This is a genomic window from Sphingomonas sp. Ag1 (genome assembly GCF_000980895.1).
GTDB classification, from domain to species: domain Bacteria; phylum Pseudomonadota; class Alphaproteobacteria; order Sphingomonadales; family Sphingomonadaceae; genus Sphingomonas; species Sphingomonas panaciterrae.
This window is the reverse complement of the sequence record NZ_LAZX01000085.1, coordinates 46,905-68,910: the sequence shown is the minus strand read 5'-3', so window position 1 is coordinate 68,910 and position 22,006 is coordinate 46,905. Positions and strand designations below refer to the sequence as shown.

The window sequence follows — 22,006 nt, the reverse complement described above, 5'->3', positions numbered from 1 at the left end:
GGGCCGATGCGGCGCGTCCGGGAGAGGGTGGCAGGATCGTTCGCCTGGGATTTCAATGCCCATGCCGGACCGTCGGGTCGCCGTTCGGTTCGAAAGGCTGGTCATGGCTCGGTTGAAGTTCGGCGCATTTCTCGCACCCCATCATCCTATCGGCGAGCATCCGATGCTGCAGATGCGCGAGGACATTCGCCTCGCCAAGCATCTCGATGAACTCGGCTATGATGAATTCTGGGTCGGCGAGCATCACTCGACCGGCTGGGAAGTGATCGCCTCGCCCGAGCTGTTCCTCGCCGCGGTCGGCGAACATACCCAGCGCATTCGCCTCGGCACGGGCGTCGTCTCGCTGCCCTATCACCACCCGTTCAACGTCGCGCAGCGCATCGTCCAGCTCGATCACATGACGCGCGGGCGTGTGATCTTCGGCACCGGCCCCGGCGCGCTGCCGTCCGACGCATACATGCTCGGCATCGATCCGATGACCCAGCGCGATCGGCAGGACGAGGCGATCGGCGTCATCCGCCGGCTGTTCGCGGGCGAGCGCGTCACCCATGAAAGCGACTGGTTCACGCTGAAGGATGCGCGGCTTCAGCTGTTCCCGCTGCAGGAGGACATGCCGTTCGTCGTCGCTTCCTCGATCAGCCCGTCGGGCATGACGCTGGCGGGGAAGTACGGCATCGGCGCGCTCTCGATCGGGTCCAATTCCGACGCCGGGCTCGCCGCGCTGCCGACGCAATGGGGCTTTGCCGAACAGGCCGCCGCCAAGTCCGGCAAGACGGTCAGCCGCGACAATTGGCGCGTGCTGATGAGCTGGCACATCGCCGAAACGCGCGAGGAGGCCCGCGCCCAGGCCGGCGCCGGCCTCATGAAATGGCACAATGAATATACCGTCGGCACGCTGATGCGCCCGGGCGCCAAGCCCTTCGCCTCGCCCGACGAGGCGGTCGACCTGACGGCCTTCGTCGATGGCGCTGCCGCGGTGATCGGCACGCCCGATGATCTCGTTGCCGCGATCCGCAAGCTTCACGCCTCGGCCGGCGGCTTCGGTACCGTGCTCGGCTTCGTCCATGACTGGGCGAACCGCGAAAATACCGCGAAAAGCTGGGATCTCGTCGCGCGCTACGTCATCCCCGAAATCCACGGCCTGCTCGAGGGCTATCGCACCTCGCGCCAATATGTCGTCGACCACCGCGACGCCTTCGAGCGCGCGGGCCAGGCCGTCCTGTCCAAGATCATGTCGCACGAAGGCGCCGCCGCCGCGCTCAAGGCCGGGCAGCAGGGCAATGTCGCGATGCGATCGCCCAACGCGCCCGATCTCATTAAGGCCGCTGCGGCGATGAAGGAATAAGCACCGGCGACAAGCCCGGGCACCCCATCAGGAGAGTGATCACATGTCGATCGATTTCGAAATCCCGGCCGAGGCCAAGGCGATCCGCGAGCGGGTGCGCCAATGGGTGCATGACGAATGCAAGCCCGCTGAAAAGCGGCTGGTCGCGGGCGAGGATTACAAGACGGTCCTCAATGAACTGCGCGCCAAGGCGCGTGCGCAGGGCCTGTGGTGTCCGTTCATCCCCAAGGAATATGGCGGCATGGGGCTTGGGCCGCTCGCCAACGCTCTCGTCCAGATGGAGCTTGGCGAAAGCCATCTCGGCGCGCTGTCGATGAACACGCAAGGCCCCGATGACGCGACGATGATGACGCTGCTGGCGCACGGCACCGAGCATCAGAAGGAGAAGTATCTCAAGCCGCTGCTCAACGGCGAGAAGCGCATCTGCTATTCGATGACCGAGAAGGCGGCAGGCGCCGACGCCACCGGCATGCAGACCCGCGCGGTGAAGGACGGCAACGAAAATTACGTGCTGAACGGCGAGAAGTGGTTCTCCTCCGCCGCCAGCGTCGCCGACATCGCGCTCGTCATGGCGATGACCGATCCCGACGCGCCGCGCCATCAGCGCTATTCGACCTTCATCGTCGAACTGCCCAACCCCGGCTATAAGATCCTCCGCGATATTGAGACCATGGCAGTGCACGGCCCGCTGACCGAAATCCTCGGCGGCGGCCATTCGGAGGTCGAGATCAAGGATCTCGTCGTCCCGGCCGAGGATCTGCTCGGCGGCGAGGGCAATGGCTTCAACATGGGCCAGCATCGCCTCGCCTACGGCCGCCTGCGCCATGGCATGCACAATGTGTCGATGGCGCAGCGCGCGCTCGACCTCGCCACCGCGCACGTCATCCAGCGCGAGACGTTCGGCAAGCTCCTGAAGGAGCGGCAGGGTGTCCAGTGGATGCTCGCCGATTGCGCGGCGGAAATCTACAAGGCGCGGCTGATGCTGCTCCACATCGCCTACAAGGCGGAGCGCGGCGACGATATCCGGCAGGAAAATTCGATCGCCAAGATCTTCCTTGCGAACATGGTGCATCAGGTGGTCGACACCGCGATCCAGCTGCACGGCGCGCTTGGCTTCAGCCTCGATACCCCGCTCGCCGCCTGGTACACCCATATCCGCTCGCAGCGGCTGGTCGACGGCCCGGACGAGGTCCACCGCTGGACGGTCGGCCGCAACGTCATCAAGGCGTATGAGCGTACCGGCACCACCGCATCGGCCTGCGGCGGCGATCTGCTCTGATCGCAGCCTGGCGCCCGGGTCATCGATCCGGGCGGCGGCCGCTCAGCGGATCGTGAAGCGCACCTCGTCGACGGTGGCGCCGCCGGCGTCGATCAGCCGCAGGCGGTGCTGGCCTGGCGCTGCGGCGATGGGCGGCGCCGCGCTCGCCGGGCCCATATCGCGTCCGTCGAGCACCAGCCGCTGCGCCACCACGTCCCCGGTTACCGCGACGGCGAACCGCTGGCGATCGGGCGGGATGTCGGGATCGATCGCATAGACGGTGCCGGTCACCGGGCTGACGATCCGCGGCCGGCGCGCCTCGCGCGGGGCGGCAGTGATGCGGGATTGCCCGGTGCCGGTAAGGAAATATTCGCGCCGCGGCTGTTCCAGCTGACCATCGAACACGATCTGGCGCGCCTCGACACCTGCCGGCTTCGGCGGCGCCCCACCTGGCGCCCGGGCGTGAAGCGCCATCATGACGTCGCGCCACACCGGCGCCGCGCCGCTGGTGCCCGACACCGCCCGCATCGGATCGCCCTCCACATTGCCGACCCAAACAGCGACGGTGAAGCGATCCGAATAGCCGATGCACCAATTGTCGCGCATCGCCTTTGACGTGCCGGTCTTCACCGCGGCCCAGAACGGCAGCCGAAGCGCGGAATCGAGGCCGAAGGTCGCCGCGCGGGCATTGGGATCGGCCATCATGTCCCCGACGATCCACGCCGCCGGGCCGGTCGTCACCTGTCGCGGCGGCGTGCGCGGTTGGTCCCTGATCACCCGCAACGGCGACCATGCGCCGCCCAGTGCCAGGCTGCGATAGGCCGCCGCCTGTTCCAGCAGCGTCACCTCCGCCGATCCCAGCGCCAGCGAGAAGCCGTAATATTGCCCGGCCTCGGTCAGCCCGCGATATCCCATGTCCCATAGCCGGTCGCGGAATGGATCCACCCCGACCAGCAGCAGGGTGCGCACCGCGGGCACGTTGAGCGAGCCTGCCAAGGCAGCGCGCGCCGATACCGGCCCTTTGAACCCTCGATCGTAATTCTGCGGCACGTAGAGGCCCGACGCAGTGTCCAGCTGAACCGGTGAGTCGTCGAGGATCGACGCCGCGGTCAGATAGCCACGCTCGATCGCCTGCGCGTACAGGAACGGCTTCAGCGTCGATCCCGCCTGGCGATAGCTGCTCGCGCCGTCCACCGCCGGCGCCGTCGATGCGCCGCCAATCCCACCAACATAGGCCAGCACGTCGCCGCTTTCATTGTCGACCACCAGCACCGCGCCGTCGCGCGCACGGCTGCCGCCCAGCCCCTGCAACTGCCGGCGCAGCGCTGCCGCCGCCATGCGCTGGGTTCGGATGTCGAGCGTCGTGTGAACGCGCGCGCCGGCGCTGGTCAGCAGCCGGTCGGACAGGTGCGGCGCCAGTCCGGGATCGAGCGCCAGGCTTCGCGCCGGGCTCAGCATCGATGCCGCCGCCGCCTGATAGCCGGTGCAGTCGCGCGCCTGCGCCAGCCGGCATGCGCGCGCCGCCAGCCGTTCGGCGCTGCCCTGCGGATCGGGCAGAAGCGCGGCGAGCAGCACCGCATCCTCGCGTGACAAGGCCACCGGCGTCTTGCCGAACAGCCCCAGCGCCGCCGCCCCAATCCCCTGCGCCTCGCCGCGGAAGGGGGCGAGGTTGAGATAAGCCTCCAGGATCTGCGGCTTGGTCCAGCGCGCCTCCAGCGCTCGGGCGGTGCGCGCCTGCCGCCATTTGTCGCGCCACCCGCGCGCGCCCGGCGCTGCGAGGTCGGGCGACAGGAACGCCGCGACTTGCATCGACAGCGTACTCGCGCCGCGCGCGCGCTGCCCCTTCACCCGCCCCCACGCCGATCCCGCGAGCGCCAGCCAGTCGACACCGCCATGCTGCGCGAAGCGGCGGTCCTCGGCCGCGACGATCGTCCGCGGCACTGCCGGAGCAATCTGGTCCAGCGGCGTCCATGCCAGTCGTCGCGCGGCGAAATCGACCCGCGAACTGTCCACCAGCACGCCGTTTCGGTCGTACAGCCACGCCTCGGAGGGGCGATAGGCGGCGCGGGCGGCGGCATAGTCCGGCAGGGGTGCGGGATAGGTCGCATAATCCGCGACGCCAAGGCCAAGCGCCGCGACCGCAATCGTGGCGACCGCGACACCCCGCGCGCCGACCCGCGGCCGCGTCTCACCCGTGCCGTCGCGACATTCGTTCGCCGGCACGTTACTGGGCGGCAACGACGACGGGCGCATTGGGGACGGCAGCGCGGATCGCGGGCGAATACAGCGCCTCCACCCGGCTGGGGGGCAGGTTGAACCGGCCGGCGCCGTTCAGCCTCAGGCTGTACGACACCTGGAACCGGCCGCGCGGCACCCAGGCAAAATAGGCGCGCCACGCTTCGCGCCCCCGTTCGACATAGGCAGGCGAGACGCCTTCGCCGTCATTCCCGGCTTGCAGCATCGCCGATTGCCCGCCGAGGTCGCCGACGATCGTCGCGCCAGCGGGGACGGGATCGCTCACCACCACCCAATTGCGCTCGGCCGAGGCGTCGACGGTGATCGTCACCTTCAACACATCGCCGCGGGTCAGCCGCCCGGCGTTGCGCGCCTGCACCACGCTGACCTCGCGCGTCATGCGATAGCCGGCGGCCAGCGGCCTGGTCAGCGGCACCGCAGCCGAGACGGAGACAGTGGCCCATGGCCCCGCCCCGCCCGTTTGCGCGAGCCGCAATGGGGCGGGCGCAGCGGCGAGCGGGAACGCCGCGTTGCGCGCGGACGCGGCGAGCGGCCAATTCTTCGCGATCTGCCGCCCCGCATAGCGCAGCATCGTCGTGCCGCCGATCGCCTCGGGAGGATACAGCGACGCGAACTTGCGCGCCGCAACCACGCCCCAGGCATTGGCGGTCGTCGTGTCCCAATGCCCGCGGTTCTGTCGCAGCGCGGTGCCGACCATCATCCGCGGCGCATCGTCCTGCCACCCCGGCCGTCCCAACGTGACCAGCGTCGCCTTGATCGCAGTCTCGTCACCCGAGGACATCAGCCACCACGGCGCGGCTGCCTGGTCGGTGAGGTCGAGCCGCGTTCCTTCATAGACCAGCCGGGTGCGCAGCACGCGCTCCCCCTCTGCGCGGAGCGCCGGGGCATTGGCCAGCCCCGGGATCCGCTCGATCGCGGCGAGATAATCGGCGAGCGTGCCGGTCGGCATGTCGCCGATCGGCATGCCGATCTGACCCAGCATCGCCGGCGTTGCGGCCCCGGCGCGCGCCAGCGCCGCCAGCGCTGCCACCCGCTGCAGCCTGACGTCGCCGAAGTCGTCGCGCCGCAAGCGGCCGTCGAGCACGGCTTTCAGCGCCTCGATCATCCTGGCCTTGGCTGTCTCCGGAAGGGCGAGCCCCGCTTCCCCCGCCATGGACAGGACATAAGCGGTCAGCACTTCCGATCCGTTGAGCTGATCGCCCGGGAAGTAACGCAACAGGCCGTCAGGCGCCTGATAGGTGGGCAGTTCACCGGCGAGCTGGCTCCACCCCGCACCATCGCCCAGCACCACGATGCGCGACAATCTTTGCTCGAAACACTGATAGGGATAGGCGGCCATATAGGCGCGCACGCCCTGCAGCGGCGGCGCGAGGCTGTCGTCGAGCCGGATGTCGAGCGTGCCGCGGCCGGGAAGCGCGCCGGCCGGTGGTGCGATCGGGATCTGCGTGTCGGCGCCGACGCGGGCGAGCGTCCCCGCCCAAACCTTGACCGGGACCGCGGGAATCACATCCTGCGTGACGGTGATCCTGTCGCTTGCGCGGCCATCGGTGGCACGTGCGCTCACCTGCCAGCGCAGCCTGTCATGTCCCTGGGGTGCGGTCAGGTTCCACGCCACCGCCTTGGCGCCACCCGCCGGGATCGTCACCGTCAGCGGGCGCCCAGCGGCAATACGCGGGAAGACGTCGACATTGGCGGTCACCGTCATCGGCCGGGCGGAGCCATTGCGCAGCGTGAAGGCGGCCGAATAATAATCGCCTGTGCGCACCAGCGGCGGCAGCCCGGCGAAGATCGACAGATCCTGCGCCGTGCGAATATCGGTGCTGCCGGTGCCGAACAATTGCGCGCCGTCGGTGGCGATCCCCACCAGCTTGAACGACGACAGCGCATCCGACAACGGCACGGCGATGCGGGCGCGGCCCTGTTCGTCGAGCGCCACCCGATCGCGCCACAGCAGCACGGGCTCGAAATTCTCACGGTTGAGCGCGGAGGCATCACCGCCGCCACCGCCAGCCTCCACCGCCTTGCGCCCGTAATGGCGCTTGCCCACCACCTGCATCTGCGCGGTGGAGGTCAGCACCGACAGCGGCCGTTCCCCCATCATGGCGGGGAGCAGGTTCCAGCTTTCGTTCGGCGCCAGTTGCAACAGCGCCTGATCGACGGCGACAAAGGCAAGGTCGGCCGACCGTGCCGGCTTCCCGTCGGGGCGGCGGACCTCAACCGCCACTTGCGCGGTATCACGCGGGGCATAACGGTCCCGGTCCGCCTTCACCGCGATGCGCAGTTCGTGCGCTTCCCAGCCGACCTTCACCCTGGCCATGCCCATGCGATAGGCCGGCTTGGCGAGATCAACGAGCGCGGTGGGAGCCTGCGCCTCGTCCGGCTTGCTCGACAACCCCAGTGTGCGCGCGATCCGGTTGATCCACGTCCAGAACCCGCTTTCCACCCGGCCGCGCACCGCCATCACCGATACATAGACGTCGGGGGCAAAGCTGCCGGCCATCGGCACAGACACGACCGGATTGTTGCCCGATAGATGGGTGACGAAGCTGGACAGCACGCCCTCGCGCTCGACCGTTACCAGCGCGGTTGCCTCGCGGAATGGCATGCGCACCTGGAAGCGCGCGGTATCGCCGGCCTTGTAAGTCTGCTGCTCGGGGATCAGGTCCATCCGGTCGCCATTGTCGCCGCCGAACCACCAATCGTCCTCGCCCGCCAGCCACACGCTGCGCACCGCGCGTGCGACATGGCCGTCGGCATCCGTGGTGGTCGCCACGGCATAGACTTCGCCCGACACCCCCGGGTCGACGGTGCATTGCGCCAGCCCCTGCGCGTCGGTGGTCGCGGTGCACCCAGCGTCCAGCTTCGTCGTGCGCATCTGATTGTCATAGGCGTAGAAGCCGCCGATCAGCCGCCGCCGCGCGGTCAACACCTCACGGCGGTACAGCGCCACCGCGATCTTCTGCCCCTTGATCGGCTTTCCCTCGGTGTTCAGCGCGACGAACCGCAGCCTGAGGTCATCCTGCTTCATCAGCCAGCCGTCGGTTCGGATGCCCAGTTGCACCCCGGAGGCATAGATGGGGATGGTGCGCGACGCGGTCAGCGTCTCGCCATTGGCATCCTGGTAATCCATCTCAACGCGCATGTCGGCGCTGCCGTCGAGTGATTGCGGTACGTCGATCGTCTGGCGTGCGGTGCCATCGGCGCCCAGGCGCACTGGCACCGTCTGCGTCGGTGGCAATTCGGTGCGATCCTCCTCGCCCTCACCGTTCAGCGGCCGTACGCCTTCGATGACCGCACGTCCGCCAAAGGTGAAATTGTCATAGCCCGCGGGCGTTGCACTGCGCGCGAACCAGCCGACGCGCAGGTCCACCGGCAGGTTGGATGCGCCGCCGCCCGACAGATAGCCGGCGTAGAGGTCAAGTGGCACACGGGCCGGCCGCACCAGCGCCGCCTTCGGACCTGTCACTGTAGCGCGCATGGTGGGCAGGCGATATTCGTCGACGCGGAAGGACTGGTTCGTCTCGATCGATCGATCGCCCGCGATGATCGAGAGGTCGTAATCCCCCATTGGCGCGCCCTTGGGGGCGGTCCAGCTGTTTTCGCCCACGCCGCTGGCATTGATCGCCAGTGGCAGCTCGAACTGTGTGTCCGATCCGCGGTGCGACAAGCGCAGCGTGCCACGAACGGCGGGCGCCAGGGCGAATCCGGCGCCGATCGGACGGCGCAGGATATGCTTCATGTGGATCGTGTCGCCCCGCCGCACGAGCGCGCGATCGAACACGGTGTGGACCATCTCGCCACGCGCGGTGTAGCCATAGGGCAGGTCGAAATCATACGGCCGGATGCCCTCGCCCCAGTCGGAGAGCGCGAAGCTGAAATCGTCGCCGCGCCGCGCGGAGACCATCAGCGCATGGGGAGAACCGACGGATTCGCAATTGGAATAGGTTTCGGGCCGCGGCAGGCCGGCGGGGATGAAGAGGCCGCCGGTGCGATCGGTCATGCCGCGCGCCAGCAGCTTGCCCGTGCAACTGTCGGTCACCTGCACCAGCGCATTCGCGGCGGGCTTGCCGTCCGACAATTGCGTTACCCAGGCAAGGCTGCGTTCCTCTCCCCATTTGAAATGGACCGCCATGTTGGTGACCAGCGCAGCAGTGGCGACATAGCGCGTCTGATCGCGACCCAGCAGCGCGCGGCCAAGCACCGGACTGGCGAGCTCGACCACGTAGAAGCCCGGCTTGGTCAGCGGAATGCCGACGACTTCGAACTCCTTGCCCTTGCCCGGCAACGTCACCGTGATCGGCGATCCGGCACCAGCGGGGAGGATGGATTTCTCGCCCGTGTGATTGATGCGGATCGTTTCCGATCCCCGTTCGACCGTCTCAATGTCGGTCTCGTCCGCGGTGGCGACCGCGCGCAACCAGCGTGCGATCTCGCCATCGCCGCCAGTCACGCGCAGGCTGTCGCCGCTAACCGCCACGCCGCGGCCCTGCAACTCAGGCTCGACGTTGCGCACCGTCACCGGCAGCACGCCGCCCTCGCCAGCCTCGAGGATGCCGAAGCTCGCGGCGAACTTCACCAGCGGGGGTGCCACATCGAAGCGGACGTCGAGGGGGAAGCGTTCGGCATTGGCGAGCGGGCGCCCGCTCTCATCCTTGATCCCCGCAGGGAGCGTGATCGTGCCGGTGGTGCCCGCCGGCAGCGGCGCGGCAAAGGTCACGTCGGTCACCGTCGCATTACGGCGCGCCTCATCCGACAGCTTGGGCGCGATCTGCTTGCCATCGGCGGTGGTCAGGCGGATCGCAGCGGCCTGGCTCAGCGGCACGGGCGCGGTGAAGCGGACCCGCGCCGGCTGTACCGGGCTGCACCCCGCTTGCGGATTGGTGCGGCTGCATTCGAACCGCGCCGTGAAAGGCGCGCGCACGCTATAGTCGAAACGCTGGTCGGCGCCGGCCAGCCTGCCGCCAGCGCCTGCGATCTTTCCGCCCCACACCAGCGCCATGTCGCGTCCCGGCGGCAGCGGGCGCCGGCATTGCAGCGCCGTCACCGCCCCCAGCATCTTCTGCCGGTCTGCGGCATTGTCGGGGAGCGCGTCGGGAAGGCCGGCATTTTCGAGGAAGCTGCGCACTTCCCAGCGATCGCTGCCCATCCCCGACAGCACCTTGGCCGGCACATCGGCGGGCAGAACGTCGACCGCGATCTTCTCGCCGATCCCATCCACCGCGCAATAGGCATTGGCGGCCACCGAGGCAGGCAAGGCGCGCATATTGGCGGCGACCAGGAACACCTGATCCTCCTCGATCTCGTCACGGCTGGCGGGAAGCACGGCACGCGCACGCGGACCGCCGGCGTCGACGGTGAAGCGCTGCTGCGCGGGCAGCGCATAGCCGCTGACGCTCTTCAGCCCGTCGCGCGTCTTGAGTTCGCAGCTCGTGCCGCCGGGGAGCGGACCGACGAATTCCCACACATAGGTCTGCTGATCGACCCAGCGACCCTCGCCGTTGATCGAACAGGTGACGGTGACGGGTGACGCCGCGCGCGGATCGCCCAGCGGCACCATCGGCTGGCTGAAGCGGATCGTGAAGCGATCGATCGTCCCGCCGCTGCCGCCGGGCGTAGCCATGACGACGCGAGGGCTGTTGTCACCCGACACGCTGGCGGGCACGAGGAGCATGGCCAGCAGCGCAAACCCAATCGTTGGCTTCATGCCCCCACCCCTCCGATGCCCGCCTTCCAGGCTACTTTCCGCGCGGCTCAAGTCCAGCGGAATAGCAGGGTGGGATCAGGCAGTCGCGGGAATGATCCCCGCGCTGACCAGTGCGAATACGGCGAGCCCGATGGCAATGCGGTAGATCACGAAAGGCCAATAGCCGCGTGTGCTCACCAGCCGCAGGAACACGACGATGACGCCATAGCCGACGATGAAGGCGATCAGCGTCGCCAGCGCGGTTTCACCCGGCCCGATCGGGCCCCAGTCACCCCAGCTTTTCGCCAACTGATACAATCCGGAGCCCAGCACGGCGGGCACGGCGAGGAGGAATGAATAGCGCGCCGCTGCCTCACGCGTGTAACCCAGCAGCAGCCCGGCGCTGATCGTGCCCCCTGACCGGGACACGCCGGGAATCAGCGCCATCGCCTGTGCAAAGCCGAGCAGGATGCCGTCGCGCACGCTCATCGATTCCAGCGGCCGGCGCTTCGCCCCGACACGGTCGGCGAAGCCGAGGACAATCGCGAACACGATCAGCATGGTCGCGGTGATGCGCAGGTCGCGCAGCACCGTTTCGATCGCATCCTTGAACAACAGGCCGAGCACCACGATCGGCAGCGTGCCGATCAGCACCAGCCAGCCGGCGCGCGCGTCGGCGTCCATCGCGCGCCACGGCTTGCCCAGCGCGCCCAGCCATGCGGTGGCGATGCGCCACAGATCGCGGCGGAAGTACAGCAGCACGGCCAGTTCGGTGCCGATCTGCGTGATGGCGGTGAAGGCGGCGCCCGGATCCGTTCCGGGGTTCATCAGCGCCCCCACGATGCGCAGATGCGCGCTGGACGAAACGGGCAGAAACTCGGTCAGCCCCTGTACCAGCCCCAGGATCGCCGCCTCGACCCAGCTGCTCGCCATCGTCAGGAGGGGTCGCGCTGCGGCGTGCGCGGGGTCAGGGCGCGGCGCTCACGCGGGGCCATGCCGCGGCGCAGGAACCGCACGCTCAGCGCGCTGCCGCCCAGCGTGATGACCGCGACGATGCCGGCCACGGCGAGAAGGTGCATCTCGGTGATCTGCACGCCGCCGACCGACCGCGCCGCGAGATAGCCGGGCAGCAGCAGCGCGGGCACCCACAGGATCGCCGAGACGACATTGGCGATCTGGAAGGTGCGCTGGCGCATGCCGAGCACCCCGGCGACCAGCGGTACGGTCGACCGCATCGGACCGAGGAACCGGCCCAGCAGGATCGACGCCGCGCCATAACGGCGAAACACCAGCCGCGCCTTTGCCGCCGCCAGCCGATAGCGGTTGAGCGGCCAGCGCCGGAACGCCGCCGGTCCGAACTTGCGGCCGAGCACATAGGATACCCAGTCGCCGAGGACCGCGCCAACGATGGCCCAGATCAGTACGCTCGCCGGATCCAGCAGACCGGTGCCGATCATCCCACCGATCGCGATCATCAGCGCGGTGGCGGGGATCAGCATGCCGATGACGACCAAGGATTCGCCAAAGGTCAGCAGCATGACGATCGGTCCGGCCCAGATGGCATGATCGGCGATGAAGGTGGCGACGCGGCCGATTGCTTCATCCACGTCAGCGGCTCCCGATGGGGCGAGTGGAACGGCGGGTGGCGGGGGACAGGGCACAGGTCACGGGGTTGCGGCACTAGGCGGACCGACGCGGACGCTCAATCGCCCGCCCCGAAGATTGGGAATTTGCAACCTTTCTGCCGCGCGATGCCGCGCAACAGCGTTTATGAGTGAGGGGATCACGGCGGGAGGTGGTGCGTGCGATTGCTGATTGTCGAGGACGAGGCGGAGGCGGGCGCGCGGATCCTCGATGCCTTGACCGCGGAGGGACATACGGCGGTCGTTGAACCCAGCGCCGAGGCCGGGTTGCGCAGCTTGCAGGCGGATGCCCCCGACCTCCTCGTCGTGGACCGCATGCTGCCCGACACGGACGGCGTTTCGATGGTGATCGAGGCGCGCGGCCGCGGCTATCTAGGCCCGGTGCTGATGCTCACGGCGCTAGGATCGATCGAGGACCGGGTAACCGGGCTGCGCGCGGGGGCGGATGATTATCTGGTGAAGCCCTTTGCGGTGGCGGAACTGGTCGCGCGCGTCGAGGCGCTGCTGCGGCGGGGCATGAACCTGCAGGCGGTCGCCACCTTCGGCAGCATCCGGATCGATCGGCTGCGCCGCGAAGCGTGGCGTGGCGACCAGCGCATCGTTCTCCAGCCGCGCGAGTTCGCGTTGCTCGAACGGCTGGTCAGCCAGAATGGAAAGACCGTGTCGCGCACCATGCTGCTGGAGCAGGTCTGGCACCTCCATTTCGATCCGCAGACCAACATCGTCGAAACGCACATGAGCCGGCTGCGGCAGAAACTGAACGCGGGCTTTGCCGTCGACGCCATCACCACGGTGCGCGGTGTCGGCTACCGATTGAATCCCGATGCCTGACCGCGCGCATACGGTCCGGCAGATCACGCTGTTCTTCACCGCCGGCTTCGCGCTGGTCACCCTGCTGCTCGGTGCCGGCGCCTATCTGCTCGGCGAGGACGTGGTGCATGAGCAGCTCGACGCACAGATCATCGCCGAAACCCGCGCGCTGCGGGCCGTTGCCGAGGAAGGCGATCTTGCCGCGCTGATGGAGGCGCTGCGCCGGCGCGACGATCGCGGCGTCAACAGCTTCGGCTATCTCCTGACCGCGCCCGACGGGCAACGGCTGGGCGGCGAACTCGTTACCGAGGCGCTGGGCGAGGGCTGGCACGACATCCGTTTCCGCGATCCCGATGGCGAGGGACACCCCGCGCGATCGCTCGTCACCCGGCTGCCCGGCGGGCTTCAGTTGACGGTGGCGATGGAATCGGACCTGCCCGTCCAGCTGCGCAATCGCCTGCTGTTCCTGTTTGCGCTGGGACTCGTATTGCTGGTCGCCATCGCCATCGTCGGCAGCGCGCTGTTCGGCCGCACCATCATCGGCCGCCTCAACACCATCAATCGCATCGCCAGCGCGGTCAGCCGCGGGCAGCTCGACGCCCGGATACCGGTCAGCCAGCAGAATGACGAGTTCGACCAGCTCGCCGCGACGCTGAACGATATGCTGGATCGCAACGCGGCGCACATCGTCAACCTTCGCCGTGTATCGAGCGACGTCGCGCATGAGCTGCGCACGCCGATCATGCGGCTGCGGCTGCGGATGGAGCAATCGCTGGCCGATGCCGGAGAGGGTACGCCGGAAGCTGCGGCGATCGAGCGGTCGATCGCCGATATCGATTCAATCCTGTCGCTGTTCGCGGCGCTGCTGCGCATCGCCGAGGTCGAAGCAGGCGGGCTTCGGGCCTATTTCCGTCCTGTCGCGCTCACCGCCACGGTCGAGGCGCTCGCGGAAAGCTATGCGCTGGCGGCGGAGGACGGGCGACGCGCGCTTGTCACCCGGCTGGAGCCGGGCATCACCGTCAACGGCGACCGCGACCTCCTGGCGCAGATCGTCGTCAACCTGCTGGAAAACGCCTTGCGCTACACGCCGCCGGGGACGCGCATCACGCTGTCACTGACATCGGGCAAGGACAGCGCCCATCCAACGGCCGAGCTGACCATCGCCGACGATGGCCCTGGCATTGCCGAGGCGGATCGGGCGCGCGCGCTGCAACCGTTTGAGCGAATGGCGAGTGGCGGCAGCGGCCACGGGCTGGGCCTGAGCCTGGTGGCGGCGATCGTCGCCTCGCACGGTGGCACGATCGAGCTGGCCGACAATGCGCCGGGGCTCAGCGTGCGGATCATCCTGCCGCGGATGCAAAAGGCCGCACATTGATCGCCCGCCGCGCCGGACATCTTCCCGGCGCGGCAGGCCATCGGTTCAGATCTTGTCGCCCAGCGCGCCCTTGACGCTGCCCTTCACATCCTGGCCGGTGCCCTTGAGTTGCTGCGCCTGGCCTTCGGCGGCGAGATCGGGATTGTTGGTCGACTTGCCGACCGCTTCCTTGATGTTGCCAGCCAGCTTGTTGCCGGCGGCGGCGAGCTTGTCGGTGGCTTCACCCATGGTCGTTCTCCTTGTCACGGCCCCGCAACGGGGTCGCTTCGGATCATTAACGCGTCACAAGGCGGGCGGGTGCCGTTCGCGCCGGCCGCCGGGCACAACATTGGCAGCTTTCAATGATTGTCGATGGATCAGCGGCCGGCGATGAAGGTCACGACCGGGCCGCGCCGGATCATGATCCGTCCGCCATCGAACCGCTCGCCGTCGATCACGAAGCCGCTTGTGGTGTCCAGCTCCACCTGACGGTCGCGGCAGCGGTGATAGCCGGCCCGTGCGAGCGCATCGTCGGCACCGCCGCGCAGCAGCGCCGGCAAGTAGCGTGGCAAGTGCCGCGGCGGTGCGTCGATGGTGAGGCTGGCGACACGGTCGTCCGCAAACGGCCCATTCCCGAGCGGCGCTAATCCCAGCGGGAAGCGGGTCAGCGCGGCGGCCAGAAACATATAGGTCTGGTGGTCGATCGCGACCCTGCCGTCGCGTGCCAGCGCCATCGGCTCCCCACGGCGCCAGACGCCATTGTCACCGCCAAATAGCGTCCGGCCGATCACCGAGGCGAGCGACAGTCCCACGGCGACCCCGTTGAACGCGCCGAAGCGATGTGCCCGCTGCGCCAGCGCAGTGGCGCGCACGAAGGCGCCGCTGCCCAACAAGAAGCCGTGCAGCACCGTCGCCTCCCCTGCCCGCGTCACTGCCAGCGCGCGGCGCGTGACCCGCCGGCCGTCTGCGATTGCCCGCACGGCATCCTCAAGCGAGCGCGTGCCAATGCCGAGGTCATGCGCCAGCGCATTGGTCTTGCCGGATGGGGCCGGCGCGATCGCCGGCATTCGGGCACCGAAGAGGGGCAGGCCGATCGTCAGGATATCACGGATCGTTCCGTCACCGCCGTCAACGACCAGCGTCTCCACCCCCTCGGCCGCAAGCTGCGCCAGATGGCGTTCCAGCGCCGCCTTGCTGGCAGGCTCGTGCACCGGGATGCCCGCGACCGTGGCTGGCTGGTGCGCGTCGGCCCGACCCCGATTGTGCCGGCTGTAGATGTTGCGGACGATCGCCACGCGATGAGTTGCGGCCGGGATGGCCGCGGCAAGGGCGAGGGTCACGGACGCGCCGCCTCCCGCGCGTCCATCCCACCGCGCACCCGGCCGCGCTCTCCGCCAAACAGCCGCTTCATCGCGGCGGTGCTGATCGCGCTCGTCAGGATCACCATCGCGGCAAACAGGATCAGCTTGCCCGTCGCGCCGATCGCCACCTCATCAAGTGCAGCGGCGGCGAGGCTGCCGATCGTCAGCAGCGACAAGACCCACAGCACTGCGGCCGCCGCATCTGCGATGTGGAAGCGCGACCGGCGCATGTTGAGGATGCCGGCCACCATCGGCACGGTCGCGCGCGCCGGCGCATAATAGCGCGCTGCCAGCAGCAGGGCGACACCGTGGCGGCTGAACAGCAATCGCGCCCGCGCCGCAGCGGGGCGATGGCGCCGGAACGGCCGGCGGTACAGCACCCGCGGGCCAAGCCAGCGACCCATCCGGAACGACAGCCAGCCGCCCAGGATCGCCCCGATGATCGCAGGCGGGCCGATGACGATCGGGTCGAGCAGCCGCGCGCCGACCATCCCCCCAATCGCCAGCATCGTCGCCGTCGCGGGAAACAGCACGCCCACCACCGCGGTACATTCCAGAAAGGTGAGCGCGCCGATCAGCAGGCCCGCGATCTCGCGATGGGCCGCAATCAGCTCGGCAACATCGGACCAGCGATCGTGCATCGTTCGGACGTCCATTCGATCGTCGCTGCGACTACCGGGGGTTGCCCGGTCACATGGCGGCAGCGGCGGAACCGTCGGGCAACCGCCCGACGCAGATGGGGCGCAGACACGCGCCCCGCGTTCAACGGGCGCTAGCCGCCTGTCCCGCTCCTGCGCAATCGCCCCACGGAAAGATTGGGGCTTTTCAATCTACTGGCTGATAGGTGCCCCGGATCGGGCGAGGAAGCGGTAGAGGTTCAGGCCTGCGCCGCGCCGAAATCCGACCGACGACGTCGGTCGCCGTTCTCACCACGCCGATTGAGCGCCTGACGCACCCGGTCCAGCAGTTCGGCACGGCGGTACGGTTTGCTCAGCACGTCCGATGCTCGGGCGCGCGGGCCGTTAACGACCAGTTCCTCATTATAGCCCGTCGTCATCAGGATCGACACCGATGGATCGCGCGAAATGATCGCGTCGCCGAGCATCAGGCCGTTCATGCCGCCCGGCATCACCAGATCGGTGAACAGCAGGTCGATACGCGTCTTGGGGTGCAGTTCATCGAACAGGCGCAGTCCATCTTCGCCGGTAACCGCGGTCGACACCTTGTAGCCCTGGCTTTCAAGGATCTCGCGCGCCAGTGCCAACACCTCGTCATTGTCCTCGACGACGAGGATATGTGCCGGACCCAAGGTATCGTCGAGGCGTTGCTCCTCCTGCTGCTGCTCGCGCGCCGGCTCCACCTCGGCGTCGCGGCGGACCGGAAAGATCATGCGGACGGTGGTGCCGGTACCCGGCGCCGTCTCGATCTCCAGCCGCCCGCCCGACTGGCGCACGAAGCCGCTGGCCATCGCCAAGCCAAGACCCGTGCCCTTGCCCACGCCCTTGGTGGTGAAGAACGGCTCAGTTGCGCGCTCGGCCACGTCGGGGTTCATCCCCGGTCCCTCATCCTGCACCTCAAGGACGACATAGTCGCCGGGTTCCAGGTCGGTGGCGGCGGTTTCCTCGGTCAGGCGCAGCGGGCGCGTGGCAATCGTCACCAGCCCACCGTCGCTCATCGCGTCGCGTGCATTGTTGACGATATTCAGCAGCGCCATTTCGAGCTGGTCAGGGTCGAGCACGACATAGGGCAGGCCGCGCCGCAGGCTGAGATGAATGTCGACCTGCTTGTTGACCGAGCTTTCGATCAGCTCGCTGAATTCCGACACCAGCTGCGTCAGGTTGACAGCGCGCGGCTCAAGCCGGGTCTTGCGTGCGAAGGCCAGCAATTGCCGTGTCAGCTTGGCACCGCGCTCGGCCGCCGATTGCGCCGCCGCGACGTAGCGCCTGATCCGGGCGGGATCGTCAGTCGCGGTGACCAGTTCCAGATTGCCGTTCACCACCTGCAGCAGATTGTTGAAATCGTGCGCCAGCCCAGCCGTGAGCTGGCCGATTGATTCCATCTTCTGGGCCTGGCGGTAGGATTGCTCGGTGTTGCGCCGCCGCGTGACATCCAGCTGACTGGCAAAGAAGAATTGCAGCTTGCCATCGGTGTCATAGACCGGGCCGATGAACACCGCATTCCAGAACGGCGTACCATCGCGGCGATAATTCAGGATCTCGAGCGCGATCGAACCCTTCTCCGCCACGGTCTCGCGGAGCTCAGCGACCGAGTTGCGGTCGGTCTGCGCTCCCTGGAGAAAGCGGCAGTTGCGTCCGAGCACTTCCGATTCCTCATAGCCGGTGAGGTCAAGGAAGGCCTTGTTGGCGAAGACGATCGGATTGTCCTCCCGATTGGGATCGGTGAGGATCATCGGCATCCGCGTCATCTCGATCGCGGCAAAGAACACGCCGCCGCGATTCTGCAGATCGGGATCGGTGATCGTGCTTTCGCGCCAATGATGCAGCCCCGGCTGCGGCATCGTCTCGGTGCTGCCCTGATCCAGCTTCCCTGCCGCGGGGCGGCCGGATGCCTGCCCCCCTCCTTCGGAGTCGGTGTGCTTGGCGGGGTCGGACGGTTCGTGCGGGGCAGGCATCAGTAATGCGGTACGAGCCAGCAGTCTAAAAGTTCAAGCCATGTTTGCGCTTCCTTGCGACGAAACGCAATGATGAGGCCGCGTTGCACGCCAGTCATGCAGACGGCGACCGTGGGCATCTCATCACCTTGCCAGGCATGTAGAGAAGCCGTTTTCCCCTACTTCATTCCGCGATGACAAGCGGAAGCCGCCAAGCAATCTGCGCAGGCTGATCGAAGTTAGCGGGTTTTCCCGTCGTCGCCGGCCTTTGCGCGGAGACGATCCGCCGGCTCATGGGTTGAGGACCGCAGAAGATCGATGGCGGGCATTATCCCATCATATCGGGGTCCTGCCCCCGATCTTCGCTGTCTGTCACGCAAAGGAGTCAAGCCTGATGCCCAGTCACGATGTGCTTCGCGAATTGTTCATCACCGGCCTGGTCAACGCGCATGCGGTGGAAAAGCAGGCCCTTTCGATCATGACCCCGCAAGTGGCGCGCATCGAACACTACCCCGAAGTCGCCGATCGGCTGCGCGCTCATATCGAGGAGACCAACGGCCAGATTGCGCGGCTGGAGGAGATCCTGGCGAGTTTCGAGACCAGCAGTTCCACGATCAAGGACCTTGGCCTCAGCATGTCCGGCAGCATGGCCGCGATCACGCACAGCATGGCGGGTGACGAGATCGTCAAGAACAGCTTCGCGAACTACGCCTTCGAGCATTTCGAGATCGCCGCGTACAAGTCGCTGCTGGTCATGGCCGATGACGGCGGCTTCTCCACTGCCACGGCGGCGCTGAAACAGTCGCTGGGCGAAGAAGAGGCGATGGCCGCGTGGATCGATGAATCGCTACCAATGGTCACGCGCCGTTATGCGACGCTCTATGCTGAGGGCGGCTCCCTGAAGGCCAAGGTGTGAGCGCCAGCGCGGGCGCCGCTCTATAGCCCCCGCTAAGCTCTTGAAAGAGCGGCGATGATTTCCATATCGCCGCTACCCTGCAACAACTGAAAGGAGGTGGTCGAATGTCTCATTGTCTCACGCCGCTCAAGGCTCACTCGATGAACGCGGCCTCCACCAAGGTGGTCGTCGCCTGACGAAGGCCCTGAACGGCTGACAATGGAAAGGCCGTCCTCGCAAGAGGGCGGCCTTTCGCTTTTAAAGGTCGAACGGGAGACGCATTGATCGGGCGCGGGCGCGCCTATTCGGTCGAACCTGCATTGGGCTGCTCGCCGGTCTTCTGCTCGCCGAGCTGGCCGGTGCCATGATAGGCGCGTTCGGACTGGCCGCCGTCGAACTTGCCGCCCTTCTTGCTCCCATTCTTGTCGCTGTGTGGGTTGGGATAGGCGCCGCCCTGGCTCTCGCCGCCGCTCTTCTCCTGCCCGGGCGTTTCACCGCTGCGCGCCGTCTTGCTCGCGGCGCCGTCTGCCTGCATCGGCTGCTTGCTGCTCATCATCACCTCCGGATGCCGATCACGCGGTCACAAGACCCTGATCGGCTTGGGTTCTCCAGAGGCAACGAAGCGCCGGACCGCCCGTTCCCGGCGCGGCCCAACGCCGCCGACGCGGAAAGCGTCAGCCGTCCAGCCGCTCGATGATGATCGCCGGCGCCATGCCGCCAAAGGCGCATTGCGTGATCAGCGCATAGCGTCCGCCGGAACGCTCAAGCTCGTCCAGGGCGGTCCCGATCAACATCGATCCTGTCGCCCCGATCGGATGGCCGAGCGCAATGGCGCCACCATTGATGTTGACCTTGCCACGGTCGAGCCCGAGATCGCGGATCGCCTTTTCGGTGACGACGGCGAATGCCTCGTTGATCTCCCACACGTCGATGTCGTCCACGGTCAGACCGGCACGCTCGAGCGCCTTGCGCGCGGCGGGCACCGGCGCGTTGAGGATCAACGTCGGGCAATCACCCTGGTTGACGGCGGTGACGATGCGCGCGCGCGCCTTCCAGCCATTGGCCCGCAAGCCCTCCTCGGAGGCGAGCAGCAGCCCTGCCGAGCCATCCACCACGCCCGATGACGTCCCGGCATGATGCGCCGGCTCCCATTCCAGCTCGGGATATTTGCGCTGGATCATCTGCTTCATCGTGGTGCCATCAGGGGATGCCGGCACGTTGGCGATCGCGGCGAAGCTGGGCTTCAGCGCCGCGAGGCTTTCCGCGGTGGTTTCCGGCCGGGGATATTCGTCGTGGTCCAGCGCAACCGTGCCGTCGTCGTTATGGACCGGGACGATGCTGCGGTCGAAGCGGCCCTCCGCCATGGCAAGCGCGGCGCGGCGCTGGCTCTCGGCGCCAAATGCATCGAGTTCGGCGCGTCCGATGCCCTCCATCGCGGCGATCGCGTCCGCGGCGACGCCGACGTGCGAGATCGGATGCTCCTCGTACAGCGCGTAATTGCCCTTGGCGCGCCCAAGCTCCGCGAAGGGCGTTCCCTGCTCCCAGCCGTCCGCCTCGGCATGGTGGCTCATCATCTCGGTCCCGCCGGCGATAACGACATCCTCGAACCCGGCGATGATCTGTGACGCGGCAAAGCCGACGCTGCTGATCCCACCGCCGCAGTAACGGTCAAGCGTCACGCCCGACGCCTTGACGTCATAGCCCGCGAACAGCGCGGACAGCCGGCCCAGATCACCGCCCTGCTTGCCGCGCTGCTGGCTGGTCGACCAGATGATGTCGTCCACCCGCGACGTATCCAGCGCGTTGCGGTCGCGCAGCGCCTTCAGCACGGTGGCGCCAAGGTGCTGGGGATGCAGATGCGTCAGGGCACCCTTGCCCAGCTTGCCCCCCCCGCGCGGGGTGCGGGCGGCATCGACGATATAGGCAGCGGACATGGCAGCTCTTCCTTCCATGAGGCATCAAATCGACCCTGCAGCGTTGCCGCAGGGATCGGACGGATCAGCGCGGCGCCATGCGGATGGCGCCGTCGAGGCGGATCGACTGGCCGTTGAAATAGGCGTTGCGCACCAGTTCGAGAACCAGCGAGGCATATTCCTCCGGCTTGCCCAGGCGCTTGGGGAAGGGCACCGACGCGTTGAGATTGTCGAACACCTGCTGTGGCAGCTTGCCCAGCAGCGGCGTGCCGAAGATGCCCGGCATGATCGCGTTCACGCGAATGCCCAGGTCCATGAGGTCACGCGCCATCGGCAGCACCATGCCGTTTACGCCCGACTTGCCGGCGCCGTAAGCCACCTGCCCGATCTGCGCGTCCTGCGCCGCTACCGATGAGGTCAGGATGATCGCGCCACGCTCGCCATCCTCCAGCGGCTCCAGCCCGGCCATCCCGAACGCCGACAGCGAGGCCATGCGGTAGCTGGAGATCAGGATGCCGTCGGTGGCAAAGGCGAAATCCTCGGTGGAGAAGCGGGTGAACTCGCCGGTCTGCTTGTTGCGGCCGACAGTCTTGCCCTTGCGGTTGGCCATCGCGCAGTGAACCAGAATACGCTCCTGCCCGTGGGCGGCACGCGCCTTCTCGAAACCGGCGAGGACCGACTCCTCGCTCATGATGTTCACGTGGCAGGAGATGCCGCCGATCGCGTCGGCGACTTCCTGTCCCGCTTCCTCGTTCAGATCGAAGATGGCAACCTTCACGCCGGCGGCGGCGAGCGCCTCCGCACTGGCGCGGCCGAGGCCGGAGGCGCCGCCGGTCACGACGGCGGCGGTGTCAGCGGTGATCTGCATTCAGTGATT

16 protein-coding genes are annotated in these 22,006 nt (G+C 67.7%); 5 read left to right on the top strand and 11 right to left on the bottom strand.

Annotation, left to right across the window (positions count from 1 at the left end):
* Positions 1 to 103: 103 nt before the first annotated feature.
* Entirely contained in the window at positions 104 to 1,345 is a 1,242-nt protein-coding gene (locus XM50_RS06125) for an LLM class flavin-dependent oxidoreductase (RefSeq protein WP_046408286.1), read from the top strand.
* Positions 1,346 to 1,388: 43 nt separating this feature from the next.
* Positions 1,389 to 2,624, top strand: coding sequence for an acyl-CoA dehydrogenase family protein (locus XM50_RS06120; RefSeq protein WP_046408237.1), 1,236 nt, complete (start codon positions 1,389 to 1,391; stop codon positions 2,622 to 2,624).
* A 42-nt stretch (positions 2,625 to 2,666) separates the two neighbouring features.
* Here the strand turns inward: XM50_RS06120 and pbpC are convergent, their stop codons facing one another.
* The 4 genes from pbpC to XM50_RS06100 form a co-directional block, all read right to left on the bottom strand.
* Positions 2,667 to 4,748: a penicillin-binding protein 1C gene (gene pbpC / locus XM50_RS06115; protein WP_046408284.1), complete on the bottom strand. Its 2,082-nt coding sequence runs from the start codon at positions 4,746 to 4,748 to the stop codon at positions 2,667 to 2,669.
* Between the two features lie 79 nt (positions 4,749 to 4,827).
* The gene (locus XM50_RS06110) at positions 4,828 to 10,563 is read right to left on the bottom strand and encodes an alpha-2-macroglobulin family protein (protein WP_046408235.1); all 5,736 of its coding nucleotides are present in this window, start codon (positions 10,561 to 10,563) and stop codon (positions 4,828 to 4,830) included.
* 75 nt (positions 10,564 to 10,638) lie between these two features.
* Entirely contained in the window at positions 10,639 to 11,475 is an 837-nt protein-coding gene (locus XM50_RS06105) for an undecaprenyl-diphosphate phosphatase (protein WP_046408234.1), read from the bottom strand.
* A gap of 2 nt (positions 11,476 to 11,477) precedes the next feature.
* Positions 11,478 to 12,149: a DedA family protein gene (locus tag XM50_RS06100; RefSeq protein WP_046408232.1), complete on the bottom strand. Its 672-nt coding sequence runs from the start codon at positions 12,147 to 12,149 to the stop codon at positions 11,478 to 11,480.
* Positions 12,150 to 12,344: 195 nt separating this feature from the next.
* On the opposite strand from XM50_RS06100, the gene XM50_RS06095 reads away from it, so the two are divergent.
* Complete coding sequence (locus XM50_RS06095; protein WP_046408230.1) at positions 12,345 to 13,016, top strand: response regulator transcription factor; 672 nt, start codon at positions 12,345 to 12,347, stop codon at positions 13,014 to 13,016.
* Positions 13,009 to 14,370 carry a sensor histidine kinase gene (locus XM50_RS06090; RefSeq protein WP_046408229.1) on the top strand — a complete coding sequence of 454 codons (1,362 nt, stop codon included), beginning with the start codon at positions 13,009 to 13,011 and terminating at the stop codon, positions 14,368 to 14,370. The genes XM50_RS06095 and XM50_RS06090 overlap by 8 nt, the downstream gene beginning before the upstream one ends.
* Before the next feature lie 45 nt (positions 14,371 to 14,415).
* Here XM50_RS06090 and XM50_RS06085 read toward each other — a convergent pair whose 3' ends face one another.
* The 4 genes from XM50_RS06085 to XM50_RS06070 form a co-directional block, all read right to left on the bottom strand.
* Positions 14,416 to 14,598 carry a CsbD family protein gene (locus XM50_RS06085; protein ID WP_046408228.1) on the bottom strand — a complete coding sequence of 61 codons (183 nt, stop codon included), beginning with the start codon at positions 14,596 to 14,598 and terminating at the stop codon, positions 14,416 to 14,418.
* A 128-nt stretch (positions 14,599 to 14,726) separates the two neighbouring features.
* On the bottom strand, positions 14,727 to 15,689 hold the full coding sequence (locus XM50_RS06080) for a diacylglycerol/lipid kinase family protein (RefSeq protein WP_046408226.1): 963 nt from the start codon (positions 15,687 to 15,689) through the stop codon (positions 14,727 to 14,729).
* Entirely contained in the window at positions 15,686 to 16,366 is a 681-nt protein-coding gene (locus XM50_RS06075; RefSeq protein WP_052742461.1) for a DedA family protein, read from the bottom strand. The genes XM50_RS06080 and XM50_RS06075 overlap by 4 nt, the downstream gene beginning before the upstream one ends.
* 221 nt (positions 16,367 to 16,587) lie before the next feature.
* Positions 16,588 to 18,342: a histidine kinase famiy protein gene (locus XM50_RS06070; RefSeq protein ID WP_046408225.1), complete on the bottom strand. Its 1,755-nt coding sequence runs from the start codon at positions 18,340 to 18,342 to the stop codon at positions 16,588 to 16,590.
* A 373-nt stretch (positions 18,343 to 18,715) separates the two neighbouring features.
* Between XM50_RS06070 and XM50_RS06065 the strand changes: the two genes are divergently transcribed.
* A complete protein-coding gene (locus tag XM50_RS06065) occupies positions 18,716 to 19,237 on the top strand; it encodes a ferritin-like domain-containing protein (protein ID WP_046408223.1) in 522 nt (173 codons plus the stop codon).
* A gap of 280 nt (positions 19,238 to 19,517) precedes the next feature.
* Here XM50_RS06065 and XM50_RS06060 read toward each other — a convergent pair whose 3' ends face one another.
* The 3 genes from XM50_RS06060 to XM50_RS06050 form a co-directional block, all read right to left on the bottom strand.
* Positions 19,518 to 19,769, bottom strand: coding sequence for a hypothetical protein (locus XM50_RS06060; protein ID WP_125945627.1), 252 nt, complete (start codon positions 19,767 to 19,769; stop codon positions 19,518 to 19,520).
* A gap of 121 nt (positions 19,770 to 19,890) precedes the next feature.
* Positions 19,891 to 21,150 carry an acetyl-CoA C-acetyltransferase gene (locus XM50_RS06055; protein ID WP_046408219.1) on the bottom strand — a complete coding sequence of 420 codons (1,260 nt, stop codon included), beginning with the start codon at positions 21,148 to 21,150 and terminating at the stop codon, positions 19,891 to 19,893.
* Between the two features lie 64 nt (positions 21,151 to 21,214).
* Positions 21,215 to 21,997 carry an SDR family oxidoreductase gene (locus XM50_RS06050; protein ID WP_046408218.1) on the bottom strand — a complete coding sequence of 261 codons (783 nt, stop codon included), beginning with the start codon at positions 21,995 to 21,997 and terminating at the stop codon, positions 21,215 to 21,217.
* Between the last annotated feature and the right edge of the window lie 9 nt (positions 21,998 to 22,006).

What these genes read in the sequence shown, in the direction of transcription:
- XM50_RS06125 (WP_046408286.1), top strand. Translation starts at nt 104, where the DNA reads ATGGCTCGGTTGAAGTTCGGCGCATTTCTCGCACCCCATCATCCTATC.
- XM50_RS06120 (WP_046408237.1), top strand. Translation starts at nt 1,389, where the DNA reads ATGTCGATCGATTTCGAAATCCCGGCCGAGGCCAAGGCGATCCGCGAG.
- XM50_RS06110 (WP_046408235.1), bottom strand. Translation starts at nt 10,563, where the DNA reads ATGAAGCCAACGATTGGGTTTGCGCTGCTGGCCATGCTCCTCGTGCCC.
- XM50_RS06105 (WP_046408234.1), bottom strand. Translation starts at nt 11,475, where the DNA reads ATGGCGAGCAGCTGGGTCGAGGCGGCGATCCTGGGGCTGGTACAGGGG.
- XM50_RS06090 (WP_046408229.1), top strand. Translation starts at nt 13,009, where the DNA reads ATGCCTGACCGCGCGCATACGGTCCGGCAGATCACGCTGTTCTTCACC.
- XM50_RS06085 (WP_046408228.1), bottom strand. Translation starts at nt 14,598, where the DNA reads ATGGGTGAAGCCACCGACAAGCTCGCCGCCGCCGGCAACAAGCTGGCT.
- XM50_RS06075 (WP_052742461.1), bottom strand. Translation starts at nt 16,366, where the DNA reads ATGGACGTCCGAACGATGCACGATCGCTGGTCCGATGTTGCCGAGCTG.
- XM50_RS06070 (WP_046408225.1), bottom strand. Translation starts at nt 18,342, where the DNA reads ATGCCTGCCCCGCACGAACCGTCCGACCCCGCCAAGCACACCGACTCC.
- XM50_RS06065 (WP_046408223.1), top strand. Translation starts at nt 18,716, where the DNA reads ATGCCCAGTCACGATGTGCTTCGCGAATTGTTCATCACCGGCCTGGTC.
- XM50_RS06060 (WP_125945627.1), bottom strand. Translation starts at nt 19,769, where the DNA reads ATGAGCAGCAAGCAGCCGATGCAGGCAGACGGCGCCGCGAGCAAGACG.
- XM50_RS06055 (WP_046408219.1), bottom strand. Translation starts at nt 21,150, where the DNA reads ATGTCCGCTGCCTATATCGTCGATGCCGCCCGCACCCCGCGCGGGGGG.
- XM50_RS06050 (WP_046408218.1), bottom strand. Translation starts at nt 21,997, where the DNA reads ATGCAGATCACCGCTGACACCGCCGCCGTCGTGACCGGCGGCGCCTCC.